Below are 13591 nucleotides of genomic sequence, written 5' to 3' on the forward strand. Positions count from 1 at the left end.
CGGCCTCGGAAGTCACGCGCGCCAACCCCGGCTACACCCTGCATTCGGAAGAGCCGGTTAACCTGGCCCCACAGCCTGTGGATGAAGTGGCTCACAGGGGCTGATTCGAACCACAACGGTGTAATTATCCACAAGCTACTTCCCAGCTATCTTCTGGCGTTTTGATCCCCTAGAGTGACTCAGTAGCCGATTATCCACGGACTGTGCATAACCCTGTGGATGAAGCTGAACCAGCGTCCTGGTTCGGAACTTGGGGCTGCACGTAATGCAGGCACGCAAGTTTTGAGGAACTGATTGATGACAGTAGACGAAGCCAACCACGCCAATACTGTCGGAAGTTCCTGGCGTCGGGTTGTGAGCCTGCTTGAGCAGGACGACCGCGTATCACCACGGCAGCGGGGCTTTGTCATCCTGGCACAGGCGCAAGGACTGATCGGATCCACACTCCTGGTGGCAGTGCCCAACGAACTGACCCGCGAAGTCCTCCAGACCCAGGTCAAGGACGCCTTGGATGACGCCCTCCACAACGTCTTTTCCGAGGACATCCGCTGCGCAATCGACGTGGACACCGACCTGGTGCCGATCCACAAAGAGCCGGAACCCGTCGTCGAACCTTCCTACTCACCAGACCAGCTGATCGAGCAGAAGCCGCAGCCGATGCTGCCGAGTACTTCGCACGAATTCGGCCGTCTGAACCCCAAATACGTCTTCGATACCTTCGTGATCGGCTCGTCCAACCGCTTTGCCCATGCAGCCGCCGTGGCGGTGGCCGAAGCGCCCGCCAAGGCCTACAACCCGCTGTTCATCTACGGTGATTCCGGACTGGGCAAGACCCACCTCCTACATGCGATCGGCCACTACGCCCGCCGCCTGTACAGCGGAATCCGGGTCCGGTACGTGAACTCGGAAGAGTTCACCAACGACTTCATCAACTCCATCCGCGACGACGAAGGCGCCAGCTTCAAGACCACGTACCGCAACGTGGACGTGCTGCTGATCGACGACATCCAGTTCCTGGCCGGCAAGGACCGGACGCTGGAGGAGTTCTTCCACACGTTCAACTCACTGCACAACAACAACAAACAGGTGGTCATCACCTCGGATCTGCCCCCCAAACAGCTGGCAGGGTTCGAGGACCGGATGAAGTCCCGCTTTGAGTGGGGCCTGCTCACCGACATCCAGCCGCCCGAACTCGAGACCCGGATCGCCATCCTGCGAAAGAAGGCCCTCAGTGAAGGCCTTTCCGCCCCGGACGATGCCCTGGAATACATCGCCTCCAAGATCTCCAGCAATATCCGCGAACTCGAAGGCGCACTGATCCGGGTCACTGCATTCGCCAGCCTGAACCGCCAGCCGGTCGATGTGGCATTGGCCGAAATGGTCCTGAAGGACCTCATCACCGACGACGGTGCCCAGGAAATCACATCGAGCCAGATCCTGATCCAGACAGCCGAGTACTTCAAGCTCAGCATGGAAGAACTCTGCAGCAAGTCACGGACGCGCACGCTGGTGACCGCCCGGCAGATCGCCATGTACCTGTGCCGCGAACTCACGGACATGTCCTTGCCGAAGATCGGCCAGGAGCTCGGCGGCCGCGACCACACCACAGTGATCCACGCAGACCGCAAGATCCGTGAGCTGATGGCGGAGCGTCGTGTGATCTACAACCAGGTCACCGAACTCACCAACAGGATCAAGCAACAGCAGCGCAACTCCTGAGCTGTCGCCTCTATACCTTATTAACAGGTGCATGTGGATAACCCTGTGGATAGTTAAGGGGAAAACCACGCTTAATGGGCTTAAAACCCTTAAGGCGCCTGTGGATCAGTCAAAACCCAAAAATTGTTATCCCCATCCACAGCCTGTTTAAAACCCGCTTCGCCCACAATCCATGAACAGGCCTTGACCGCTGGATCATGCGGCCTGATCGAGTTATCCACAGTATCCACAGCAGTTATTAACACTACTAATCCCAAGAAATTGATTTCCCTCAAATAACAACCTCGATCCGCACTCCGAACCGTCGCAGGCCCGAGGGCCTTAGGACCCCAGTCGTCCAGTCCGGGGATGGGTTAATCACCCCTCTTCCGGCTAAGCTGTCAGCAGCGCTCCCATCCTCGGGTTTCTTAGTGGTTCAGCAATCGAAGAACCATGCAGGTTCCGTGTGTTGGGGCGCCCCTATTTTGGGCTCCCTATGGGAGTTTCCGGTTCAAACAAGGCAGCAGCAATGAAAGGCGGCACCCTTCCGTGAAGTTCAGAGTCGAACGGGACGTCCTGGCAGAAGCCGTCACCTGGACAGCCCGGTCGTTGTCTCCGCGGCCGCCGGTTCCAGTGCTGTCGGGCCTGCTCCTGAAGGCTGAAGCCGGCACGGTCAGCCTCTCGAGCTTTGACTACGAGACCTCCGCACGGTTGGAAATTCCGGCGGACATCACCGCCGAGGGAACCATTCTCGTTTCCGGACGCCTGCTGGCCGACATTTGCCGAAGCCTTCCATCCGCCCCGGTCGTTGTGGAAACCGATGGCAGCAAAGTCACGCTGACCTGCCGCCGCAGCAGCTTCCACCTGGCCACCATGCCCGAGGCTGAATACCCGCCCCTGCCTGCCTTGCCCGCCATCAGCGGTACCGTCCCGGGTGACGCTTTTGCCCAGGCCGTGTCCCAGGTCATCATTGCGGCCAGTAAGGACGACACCCTCCCCATTCTCACCGGCGTCCGCATGGAGATCGAGGATGACCTCATCACGCTCCTGGCCACTGACCGCTACCGTCTGGCCATGCGCGAAGTGCCGTGGAAGCCCACCACACCGGGAATTTCCACCAGTGCCCTGGTCAAGGCAAAAACCCTTAACGAAGTGGCCAAGACCCTTGGCAGCGGCGGCGACATCAACCTTGCCCTTGCTGACGATGACAGCCGCCTGATCGGCTTCGAAAGCGGCGGCCGCACCACTACGTCTCTGCTCGTCGACGGCGATTACCCCAAGATCCGTTCGCTTTTCCCGGATTCCACGCCGATTCACGCAACCGTCCAAACGCAGGAACTTGTGGAAGCCGTCCGACGTGTGTCACTGGTGGCCGAACGCAACACACCCGTTCGCCTCGCCTTCACCCAAGGACTGCTGCATCTGGACGCCGGAACCGGCGAAGATGCCCAGGCTTCCGAAGAGCTCGAAGCCCAGCTCTCCGGTGATGACATCACCGTCGCATTCAACCCGCACTACCTGGTGGAGGGCCTTGCCGTCATTGAAACGAAGTACGTCAGATTCTCCTTCACCACTGCGCCCAAGCCCGCCATGATCACGGCCCAGGCAGACGCTGACGGTGAGGACCAGGACGACTATCGTTACCTGGTCATGCCAGTACGCCTCCCCAACTAGTCCCAACCGCCCCCTCGCCTCGCAAGCTCGGCCAGGGAACCCTGGTGGAGTGGGCCCAGGCAGTTGTTGTCGTTCTGGGCCCCAAAGCAATAGCCAACCCCGCGCAGAAAAGAGACTCCCGTGCACATTGGACTGATCGGCCTTGGCAAGATGGGTTTCAACATGCGCGAACGCCTGCGCGCGGGCGGCATCGAGGTCACCGGCTTTGATCGCAACCCGGAGGTTACCGATGCTGCCTCCGTGGATGCACTGATTGCGGCCGTTCCGGCCCCGCGGCTGATCTGGGTCATGGTTCCGTCAGGCGACATCACCGATGCGGTCCTCACCGAGCTCGGGGACAAGCTCGACGTCGGCGACCTGGTTATCGACGGCGGCAACTCCCGCTTCACGGAAGACCAGAAACATGGTGCCGCGCTGGCTGAGAAGGGCATCCGTTTTGCCGACTGCGGTGTTTCCGGTGGAGTGTGGGGTCTCAAAAACGGGTACGGCCTAATGGCCGGCGGCGATGCCGCCGATATAGAACGGGCACTGCCGGTTTTTGATGTCCTGCGTCCCGAAGGCGAGCGGGCGGACAGCTTTGTCCACGTCGGCGGAATCGGTGCAGGACACTACGCGAAGATGGTCCATAACGGCATCGAGTACGGCCTGATGCAGGCCTACGCCGAAGGCTACGAATTGTTGGCCGCCAAGGACATTATTGACGACTTACCCGCTACGTTCCGCGCTTGGCAGAAGGGCACCGTGGTCCGGTCCTGGCTGCTGGACCTCATGGTCAAGGCGCTGGAGGAGGACCCGGGACTGGAATCCATCGATGACTACGTCGAGGATTCGGGTGAGGGTCGCTGGACCGTTGAGGAAGCCATCGCCAACGCTGTTCCTGCACCGGCCATCACTGCTGCACTTTTTGCGCGCTTTTCTTCCCGCGAAGAAAACTCGCCGGCAATGAAGATGGTTTCAGCGTTGCGCCACCAGTTCGGCGGGCATACCACCCGCCCCGCCAAATAACATCCACCCCGGGACCCGCCGGTTCCGAGAATTGTCGAACACCGCGTGTACCTAGAACACCTTTCGCTCACTGACTTCCGCAGCTACGCCCAGGTTGACCTACCCCTCGAACCGGGTGTCACCGTGCTCGTCGGGGCAAACGGCATCGGCAAAACCAACCTCATGGAAGCCATCGGGTACCTGGCCACGCTCAGCTCGCACCGGGTGAGTTCCGATGCCCCGCTGCTGCGGTTCGGCACGGACCGCGCGCTGGTCCGTGCCCGCTTGGTCCGGGGCGAACAGACCACGGTCCTGGAACTTGAGATCAACGCCAGCCGCGCCAACCGGGGGCGCATCAACCGCAGCAATCCAGTCCGGGCCAGGGACCTCCTCGGAATCTGCCAGACCGTGATTTTCGCCCCCGAGGACCTGGCATTGATCAAGGGAGATCCGGCCAACCGCCGCCGATTCCTCGATGAGTTGCTGGTCAGCCTTATGCCCCGACATTCAGCGACGCGGACGGATTATGACCGTGTCCTGAAGCAACGCAACGCCCTGCTCAAATCCGCCCGGGCCGGAAAGTTCACTGCCGGACATGAGGCCACGCTCGATGTCTGGGATCAACACATGGCCCGGGCTGGCGCGGAACTGTTGCACGCCCGGCTGGAACTGGTTGAACTGCTGCGCCCGCACCTGGCCAAGGCGTATGCCCAGCTTACGGATGGCTCCAAGGAGGCCAACGCGGCCTACCGGTCCACACTGCAAAACCTGATGGACGACGACGGCGGTGCAGCACCGGGTGCCGGCGGCAGTTTGATGGTGGATGGTTCCGCTGCTGCCGAAAATCTGCGGGATCTCACCGTTGAGAACCTCACAGGACGCTATGTCCAGGCCTTTGCAGCATCCCGCCGCAAGGAACTTGAACGCGGAATCTCCTTGGTGGGGCCGCACCGGGATGAGCTGGAACTGGTCCTGGGCGAAGCGCCTGCCAAAGGATATGCCTCGCATGGCGAGACCTGGTCCATGTGCCTCTCCCTTCGCCTTGCCTCGTACTACGTCATGCTCGATGACGCCAGGACTGGCGGGTCTGCCCCAATTCTCATCCTCGACGACGTTTTCGCCGAGCTGGATGTGCAGCGGCGGCGTAAGCTGGCGGCAATAGTCTCCGGCGCGGAACAGGTCCTGGTGACCGCCGCCGTCGACGCCGATATCCCGGAGGAGCTCTCCGGCCGGCGGGTGAAGGTTATTCCGGGAGGAATCGATGAATAAGGATGAAAAGAGCGGGCTGCAGCCCGGCAGGGATCCTGACAATATCGATGCCCCGCAGGCTGCGCTGAACCGCATGCGGGAGGCTGCGGCATCGCGCGGTGAAATCCGTCGTAAGGCACCCCCGAAGGCCGGCGCCGCCAAGACAAAGGGTGGGATCCGGGATTCGCGGGGTTTCCGCCAGTTCCACTCCACCGGCCGGGATCCGTTGGGGCTCGGCAAAGTGGTGGGACGCCTCGTGGCCGAACGAGGCTGGAGCTCGCCGGTAGCGGTGGGGTCGGTCATGGCGGAGTGGGCCACGCTGGTTGGCCCCGAGATTTCAGCGCACTGCACCCCGGAGAGTTTCACCGATACCACCCTTCACGTGCGCTGCGACTCGACGGCCTGGTCCACGCAGCTGCGGCTGTTGAGTAACAGCCTGCTGGAGAAATTCCGCACGGAACTGGGCGATGGCGTGGTCACCAGCATCCAGGTGCTGGGACCGGCGGCACCCACCTGGCGCAAGGGCGGACGTACCGTCAACGGCCGCGGGCCGCGGGATACCTACGGCTAGCAGCCGCCGTCGGCTCTTGAATATTCGTCCGGCGGCGTGTAGGGCGGTCTAACGACCACGGAGCGTATAGTCACCCGGAGGCGGGACCTCAAGGGCGCCCAGGGCGGGGTCAATGGCCTCGCACAGGCATATCCGGGTCCCGCGACGCCTGCCGGAATGCGGGTTTGCGGCTCATTTCACGATAGAATCACAGCAGATAACTGGGCGCCGGTGAAACGTTGACTGAGTCCGTTTTCCGCACGCTCTCCGCAGGCGGACTTCGGTCCCGCACGTCGACGTATCCGTCAGCGCCATCAGCTTGTGCCTGTTGGTGGATGCTTTCCCATGGAAGGCCGCCGCCGGCCATCATCGAAAAAGAGGAGTCGACAGCACCTGTGGCTAACGACAATACAGATACCCAGGCAGTGGAACGCGCAGCGGAGGACGTACCTACCCCTGATACGCCGGCGGAGACCGTGACACCCCGGGAATACGGCGCAAGTGACATCACCGTACTTGAGGGCCTCGAAGCCGTCCGGAAGCGCCCGGGCATGTACATCGGTTCCACCGGGCCGCGTGGGCTGCATCACCTGGTCTATGAAGTGGTGGACAACTCTGTTGATGAGGCGCTGGCCGGGTACTGCACGCATATCGAAATAGTCCTGCAGGCCGACGGCGGCGTCAAAGTTGTTGATGATGGCCGCGGAATCCCCGTGGACATGCACCCCACCGAGCATAAGCCCACTGTTGAAGTTGTTATGACCATCCTGCACGCCGGCGGCAAATTCGGCGGCGGCGGTTACGCAGTCTCGGGCGGACTCCACGGCGTGGGTATTTCCGTGGTGAACGCGCTCTCCAGCAGGGTGGACACCGAAGTCCGGCGGCAGGGCAATGTCTGGAGGATGTCGTTCGCCGACGGCGGCAAGCCCCAGGGAGGTCTGGTCCGGGGAGAAGAGTCCGCGACGACCGGCACCACGCAGACTTTTTACCCTGACGCCGGCATCTTCGAATCCACGGAATTTGATTTCGAGACGCTCCGCGCCCGCTTCCAGCAGATGGCCTTCCTGAACAAGGGCCTGCGGATCACCCTTACGGACGAGCGCACCGCAGCGTCGCACGGGGACGCCAATGAGGACCTTGACCTTGATGCTGTCGTTACCGAAGGTGAAGTTACCGCCGAACACCGCACCGTTGTGTACCAGTACGACGACGGCCTGCTGGACTATGTGAAGCACCTGAACTCGGGTAAAAAGGTTGATGTTGTCCACGAGGACGTCATTTCCTTCGAAACCGAGGACACGGAACGGCACATCGCACTGGAAATGGCGATGCAGTGGACCAACGCGTATTCCGAGAGCGTCCACACTTATGCCAACACCATCAACACCCACGAAGGCGGCACCCACGAAGAAGGATTCCGCGCCGCGATGACCTCCCTCATCAACCGCTACGCGCGGGAGAAGAGCATCATCAAGGAAAAGGACGACAACCTCACCGGTGACGATATCCGTGAAGGCCTTACGGCGGTCATCTCCGTGAAGCTGGCCGAGCCGCAGTTCGAGGGCCAGACCAAGACCAAGCTCGGCAACTCCGAGGTCAAGGGTTTCGTCCAGCGAGTTGTCACCGACGGCCTGGGCGACTGGCTGGAACGCAACCCCGGCCCCGCCCGCGATGTTATCCGCAAGGCCATTTCAGCGGCCCAGGCGCGGATGGCTGCCCGGAAGGCCCGTGACAATGCGCGCCGCAAGAGCCCGCTGGAGTCCTTCGGGATGCCCGGCAAGCTGTCCGACTGTTCCTCGAAGGATCCCGCCCGCTGCGAGGTATACATCGTGGAGGGCGACTCCGCCGGTGGTTCCGCCAAGCGCGGACGCAATCCTGAAACCCAGGCCATCCTGCCGCTGCGTGGCAAGATCCTGAACGTGGAGCGGGCCCGGCTCGACAAAGCCCTGGGCAACACCGAGGTCCAGTCCATGATCACTGCCTTCGGCACCGGCATCGGCGAGGACTTCGACCTCAGTAAGCTCCGCTACCACAAGATCGTGCTGATGGCCGACGCTGACGTTGACGGCCAGCACATCACCACGCTGCTCATGACACTGCTTTTCCGCTACATGCGCCCGCTGATCGAAAACGGCTACGTGTACCTGGCGCAGCCCCCGCTGTACCGGATCAAGTGGTCCAACGCGCCGCACGACTACGTCTTCAGCGACAAGCAGCGCGATGCCAAGCTCCTGTCCGGGCAGGCCGCCGGCCGCCGTATTCCGAAGGACAACGGCATCCAGCGCTACAAGGGCCTGGGCGAAATGGACTACACCGAGTTGTGGGACACCACCATGGACCCGGAGCACCGGACTCTCCTGCAGGTCACCATGGACGATGCCCTGGCAGCGGACCAGACCTTCTCCACCCTGATGGGCGAAGACGTAGAGTCCCGCCGAAACTTCATCCAGCAGAACGCCAAGGACGTCAGGTTCCTGGATATCTGACCGGTTCACCGAGTAGATATTCCAACCCGACATATACCTGAAACGGAAAATATAAACGATGAGTGACGAGACACCCGAGAACCCGGCGGAAGCTGCGGATCTTCCGGAAGCCGTTTTTGAAGGCGATGTGCTGGTTGACCGTGTGGAGCAGGTGGACCTGCAGACGGAAATGCAGCGCTCGTACCTGGACTACGCCATGGCCGTTATTGTGGGCCGCGCCCTTCCCGACGTGCGCGATGGCCTCAAACCCGTGCACCGCCGCGTGCTGTACGCGATGTTTGATGGCGGCTACCGGCCGGAACGGTCCTTCAACAAATGCGCCCGTGTGGTGGGCGAGGTCATGGGTCAGTACCATCCCCACGGCGACACCGCGATCTACGATGCGCTGGTCCGCCTGATCCAGGATTGGACCATGCGCTACCCGCTGGCCTTGGGCCAGGGCAACTTCGGTTCGCCTGGCAATGACGGTGCAGCTGCCCCGCGATACACCGAAACGAAAATGTCCCAGCTGGCCATGGAGATGGTCCGGGACATCGACGAGGAAACCGTCGACTTCCAGGACAACTACGACGGCAAAAACCAGGAACCCACCATCCTGCCGGCACGTTTCCCCAACCTGCTGGTCAACGGCTCCTCCGGCATTGCCGTGGGCATGGCCACCAATATTCCGCCGCACAACCTCCGCGAAGTCGCTGACGGCGTCCAGTGGTACCTGGCCAACCCGACGGCCAGCCGCGAAGAACTGCTCGAAGAGCTGCTGCTCCGTATTAAGGGACCCGATTTCCCGACCGGCGCCACCATTCTCGGCCACAGGGGCATTGAGGACGCGTACCGGACGGGCCGCGGATCCGTCACCATGCGCGCCGTGGTCAACGTCGAGGAACTCCAGGGCCGGACGTGCCTGGTTGTCACCGAACTGCCGTACCAGGCCAACCCGGACAATCTGGCCATTAAGATCGCCGAACTGGTCAAGGACGGGAAGATCTCCGGCATTGCGGACCTCCGCGACGAGACCTCCGGCCGCACCGGCCAACGGCTGGTCATTGTGCTCAAGCGCGACGCCGTTGCCAAGGTGGTGCTGAACAACCTCTACAAGCACACTGACCTGCAGAGCAACTTCTCCGCCAACATGCTGGCGATCGTGGACGGGGTTCCGCGCACGCTGAGCCTGGACGCCTTCATCCGCCACTGGGTAACGCACCAGTTGGACGTCATTGCGCGCCGCACCCGCTACCGCCTGCGCAAGGCCGAAGAAGAGGCGCACATCCTGCGTGCCCTCCTGAAGGCCTTGGATGCCCTGGACGAAGTCATTGCACTCATCCGTGCGTCCAACACCACCGAAGCCGCGCGCGACGGACTGATGCAGCTGCTGGACATCGACGAACTTCAGGCCCGGGCCATCCTGGATATGCAGTTGCGCCGCCTTGCAGCCCTGGAACGCCAGAAAATCCAGGACCGCCATTCTGAACTCGAGGCCCTGATCGCCGAGTACAACTCGATCCTTGCCTCCGAGGAACGCCAGCGCGACATCATCAGCACCGAGTTGGGCGAGATCGTGGCCAAGCACGGCGATGACCGCCGGACCAAGATCCTGATGGGCTTCGACGGGGATATGTCCATGGAGGACCTGATCCCCGAAGAGGAAATGGTTGTCACCATCACCCGCGGCGGTTACGTCAAGCGCACACGCAGCGACAATTACCGGTCGCAGCAGCGCGGCGGCAAGGGCATCAAGGGCGCCCAGCTCCGAGGTGACGACGTAGTGGAGCACTTCTTCGTGACTACCACGCACCACTGGCTCCTGTTCTTCACCAACCTCGGCCGGGTATACCGGGCAAAGGCCTATGAACTGGTGGAGGCCGGCCGTGATGCCAAGGGCCAGCACGTTGCCAACCTGATGGCTTTCCAGCCGGACGAACACATCGCCCAGGTCCTGGACATCAGGGACTACCAGCAGGCCCCTTACCTGGTGCTGGCCACCAAACGCGGACTGGTCAAGAAGACCCGCCTGGAGGACTACGACACCAACCGTTCCGCCGGCGTCATCGCGATCAACCTGCGCGACGAGGACGAACTGGTATCCGCCCAACTGGTCTCCGAAACGGATGACCTCATGCTGGTGTCCCGCATGGGACAGTCCATCCGCTTCACCGCCACCGACGATGCCTTGCGTCCCATGGGCCGGGCCACGTCCGGTGTCACCGGGATGAAGTTCCGCGAGGACGATGAACTACTGGCGGCCGACGTCGTCACGGACGGATCCTTTGTCTTTGTCGTCACTGAGGGCGGGTACGCCAAACGCACCGCGGTGGAAGAATACCGCTTGCAAGGCCGCGGCGGCCTCGGCATCAAGGTGGGCAAGTACCAGGAGGAGCGGGGCCACCTCGTAGGTGCCCTGATTGTCCAGGAAGAGGACGAAGTCCTAGTGGTCATGGAAGGCGGCAAGGTTGTCCGTTCATCGGTGGCCGGCGTACCTGCCAAGGGCCGCGACACCATGGGCGTTATCTTCGCGAAACCGGACAAGAATGACCGCATCATTGAGGTGGCCAGGAACAGCGAACGCGGCCTCGAGGGCGAAGAATCCGCGGACGATGACGTAACGTTGGCTGAAGAGGCCGGGTCCGCCGAAGGATCCGCAGGGTCAGCATCAACAGCAGAAACATCACCGGATGTTGAGTCAGAGCACGCCTCCGGCGACGCTGAGCCGAACGAAGACTACACCGGAGGTAACGAGTGAGTAATCCCGACTCATATCCCAAACCGAGCAGCAATGTCCCCGGCGGCACGCCGCCGCCCGCGGCCGCACCACGGGTGAACAACCCGGTCCGTCCGCAGCAGCGCCCAGCGGCCCCTGCCGGCGCGCCGGGCCAGCGTCCCGCCGTTCCTGCCCAGCGCCCTGCGCAGGATAGGGTTCCGGCAGGCCAGAACGGCCAGCGTGCCGGGCAGGGCAGGGATCCGGGAGCACAGACCAGCCAGCGCCCAGTGGCGGGCAGGTCTCCGCAGGGACAGTCCGGCCTGGTCAAACCTGCACCCAAGGCCAAGGTCAGGCGTGCACGGCTGCTGGTGAGCAAGGTGGATCCCTGGTCGGTCCTGAAGATGGCATTCCTCCTGTCGGTGGCGCTGGGAATCGTCACTGTCGTGGCCGCGATCGTCCTCTGGACGGTCCTGGACCTCACCGGAATCTTTGACCAGGTGGACAGCCTCCTGGGCACCCTGGCAGGTTCCGAGGGCGGCGGGTTTGAACTGAAGAAGGTCGCATCCCTGGGCCAGGTGGCTTCTTTTGCCACGATCATCGCCGTGGTGAACGTTGTCCTGCTAACGGCGCTGTCCATGCTCTCAGCGGTCCTTTACAACATCTCCGCAACGCTCGTTGGCGGCATCGGCGTTACCCTTACGGACGACTGAAAACCCATATTTTCACCGGAAATTCTCCGGCGAAATGCCTCGATTTGAGATCGGGCCGGGATGTGCTGTAAAGTCATGTCTCGGCCCGATGAGGCATCGGGGCGTATAGCTCAGGCGGTTAGAGCGCTTCGCTGATAACGAAGAGGTCCCAGGTTCAAGTCCTGGTACGCCCACGGAACCTGTGCAGGTTCGAAGGAAGGTTTGGGTTGCTTCACGGCAAGCGGGACCGGAAAGGGGAGCATGTGAAGAAGTTGCTGGTACTTGCAGCTGCAATCGCAGGCGTCCTGCTCTACAGGAAAGCACAGGAATCCGAGGCCCGGAAAACAGTCTGGAGCCAGTCGACCGACAAGGTCGAATAGGCCGGATTCCGGGATCGGGAGCTTGCAAAATGCTCCCCGGTTCTAGGGTATGATTGACGGGTTGCTTCTTATGGGGGCATGGCGCAATTGGTAGCGCACCTGCTTTGCAAGCAGGGGGTTCGGGGTTCGAGTCCCCGTGCCTCCACCATAAGGAAGTCCCGGACAGCTGAAAAGCTGTCCGGGACTTTTTCGTTCACACAGAACAGTAGGGTTGAACGGTGAACCTCCTTCTTGCGACCCTCGGGGTCCTGGGCGTAGCTTCGTCCGGGCCGTTGATCGCCGCGACCCTCGGGGCCACCACCGTCAGCGCCCTCGCCATCGCCTTCTGGCGCAATGCCATCGGGGCGGCAGTGATGGCCACCCCCACCCTGGTCAGCGAACCCCGGCAGTTCGGCCGGATCACCGGTCCTGAGTTCCGCTGGGCGCTGCTGGCCGCCGTCGCCCTGGCCCTGCACTTTGCCTGCTTCATCACGTCCCTCCAGCTCACCTCGGTGGCGGCCGCCACCGCCCTGGTCTGCCTGCAGTCGGCGTGGATCGCGGTCTTCCAGCTGTTCCGCGGTACCAGGCACCGCTGGCAGGTGCTGGCAGGGCTCGGGATCGCCTTTGGTGGCGTTGTCACCATCACCGGGTTCGACATGGGGTCCTCGCCTGACGCGCTCCTGGGTGACCTGCTGGCCGTCGCTGGCGGAGCCCTGGCCGGCCTCTACACGCTCGCCGGCGGCAAGGCCCGCCAGACCATGACCACGGGAACGTACACCACGCTCTGCTATGGGATGTGCGCGGCTATTGTGGCGGTCCTGGCGCTCTTCAGCGGCCAGCCGCTGGTGGGGTTCGACGCCGTTGGCTGGGTGGGGATCCTGGCGATCACCGTGTGTGCCCAACTGGTGGGCCACACCGCCTTCAATCACCTGCTGGCCACTATGAGCCCGCTGCTGGTGTCGATGATCATCCTGCTGGAAATCCCCGGCGCAGCCGTGCTGGCCGCGGTTTTCCTGCACGAGACCCTGCCGGCCGGAACCTACGGCGGGCTGGGGCTCATCCTGGCGGGCCTCGCCGTCGTGGTTCCAGGACTCCTGACCTGAGATGGTCACCCGTTAGCTGAACCTTGCAAACTCGGGCTTTTCATTGTCCGGCACCTGTTAGTTTTCCCGTATTTGTTATATAATTAACGCGAGGATTTATTCGGT

The 13591-nt window shown here is 62.2% G+C and carries 10 protein-coding genes and 2 tRNA genes; all 12 read left to right on the plus strand.

What is annotated here, in order from left to right:
- Positions 1-297 precede the first annotated feature (297 nt).
- A complete protein-coding gene (gene dnaA / locus QK290_RS17455; RefSeq protein WP_185262049.1) occupies positions 298-1719 on the plus strand; it encodes a chromosomal replication initiator protein DnaA in 1422 nt (473 codons plus the stop codon).
- A gap of 528 nt (positions 1720-2247) precedes the next feature.
- Entirely contained in the window at positions 2248-3372 is a 1125-nt protein-coding gene (dnaN, locus tag QK290_RS17460) for a DNA polymerase III subunit beta (protein WP_282331915.1), read from the plus strand.
- 120 nt (positions 3373-3492) lie between these two features.
- On the plus strand, positions 3493-4377 hold the full coding sequence (gene gnd, locus QK290_RS17465) for a phosphogluconate dehydrogenase (NAD(+)-dependent, decarboxylating) (RefSeq protein ID WP_282331916.1): 885 nt from the start codon (positions 3493-3495) through the stop codon (positions 4375-4377).
- 45 nt (positions 4378-4422) lie between these two features.
- Positions 4423-5625, plus strand: coding sequence for a DNA replication/repair protein RecF (gene recF, locus QK290_RS17470; protein WP_282331917.1), 1203 nt, complete (start codon positions 4423-4425; stop codon positions 5623-5625).
- Positions 5618-6175, plus strand: a complete 558-nt coding sequence (locus QK290_RS17475; RefSeq protein WP_282331918.1) for a DciA family protein — start codon at positions 5618-5620, stop codon at positions 6173-6175. The genes recF and QK290_RS17475 overlap by 8 nt, the downstream gene beginning before the upstream one ends.
- 374 nt (positions 6176-6549) lie before the next feature.
- Positions 6550-8640, plus strand: a complete 2091-nt coding sequence (gyrB, locus tag QK290_RS17480; protein WP_282331919.1) for a DNA topoisomerase (ATP-hydrolyzing) subunit B — start codon at positions 6550-6552, stop codon at positions 8638-8640.
- A 58-nt stretch (positions 8641-8698) separates the two neighbouring features.
- Positions 8699-11377 carry a DNA gyrase subunit A gene (gene gyrA, locus QK290_RS17485; RefSeq protein WP_282331920.1) on the plus strand — a complete coding sequence of 893 codons (2679 nt, stop codon included), beginning with the start codon at positions 8699-8701 and terminating at the stop codon, positions 11375-11377.
- Entirely contained in the window at positions 11374-12045 is a 672-nt protein-coding gene (locus tag QK290_RS17490; RefSeq protein WP_282331921.1) for a DUF3566 domain-containing protein, read from the plus strand. Before gyrA ends, QK290_RS17490 begins: the two co-directional genes overlap by 4 nt.
- A 99-nt stretch (positions 12046-12144) precedes the next feature.
- A tRNA-Ile gene (locus tag QK290_RS17495) sits at positions 12145-12218 on the plus strand.
- 69 nt (positions 12219-12287) lie between these two features.
- On the plus strand, positions 12288-12404 hold the full coding sequence (locus QK290_RS17500) for a DLW-39 family protein (protein ID WP_210412373.1): 117 nt from the start codon (positions 12288-12290) through the stop codon (positions 12402-12404).
- Between the two features lie 72 nt (positions 12405-12476).
- A tRNA-Ala gene (locus tag QK290_RS17505) sits at positions 12477-12552 on the plus strand.
- Positions 12553-12622: 70 nt separating this feature from the next.
- A complete protein-coding gene (locus QK290_RS17510; protein WP_282331924.1) occupies positions 12623-13486 on the plus strand; it encodes a DMT family transporter in 864 nt (287 codons plus the stop codon).
- The last annotated feature ends 105 nt before the right edge of the window (positions 13487-13591 follow it).

The sequence above is a fragment of the Pseudarthrobacter sp. AL07 genome, assembly GCF_029960665.1.
In the GTDB taxonomy this organism is placed as follows: Bacteria; Actinomycetota; Actinomycetes; order Actinomycetales; family Micrococcaceae; genus Arthrobacter.

Bases quoted from the DNA above. Each gene is read 5' to 3' on its own strand.
- dnaA (WP_185262049.1), top strand. From the start codon at position 298: ATGACAGTAGACGAAGCCAACCACGCCAATACTGTCGGAAGTTCCTGG.
- QK290_RS17475 (WP_282331918.1), top strand. From the start codon at position 5,618: ATGAATAAGGATGAAAAGAGCGGGCTGCAGCCCGGCAGGGATCCTGAC.
- gyrA (WP_282331920.1), top strand. From the start codon at position 8,699: ATGAGTGACGAGACACCCGAGAACCCGGCGGAAGCTGCGGATCTTCCG.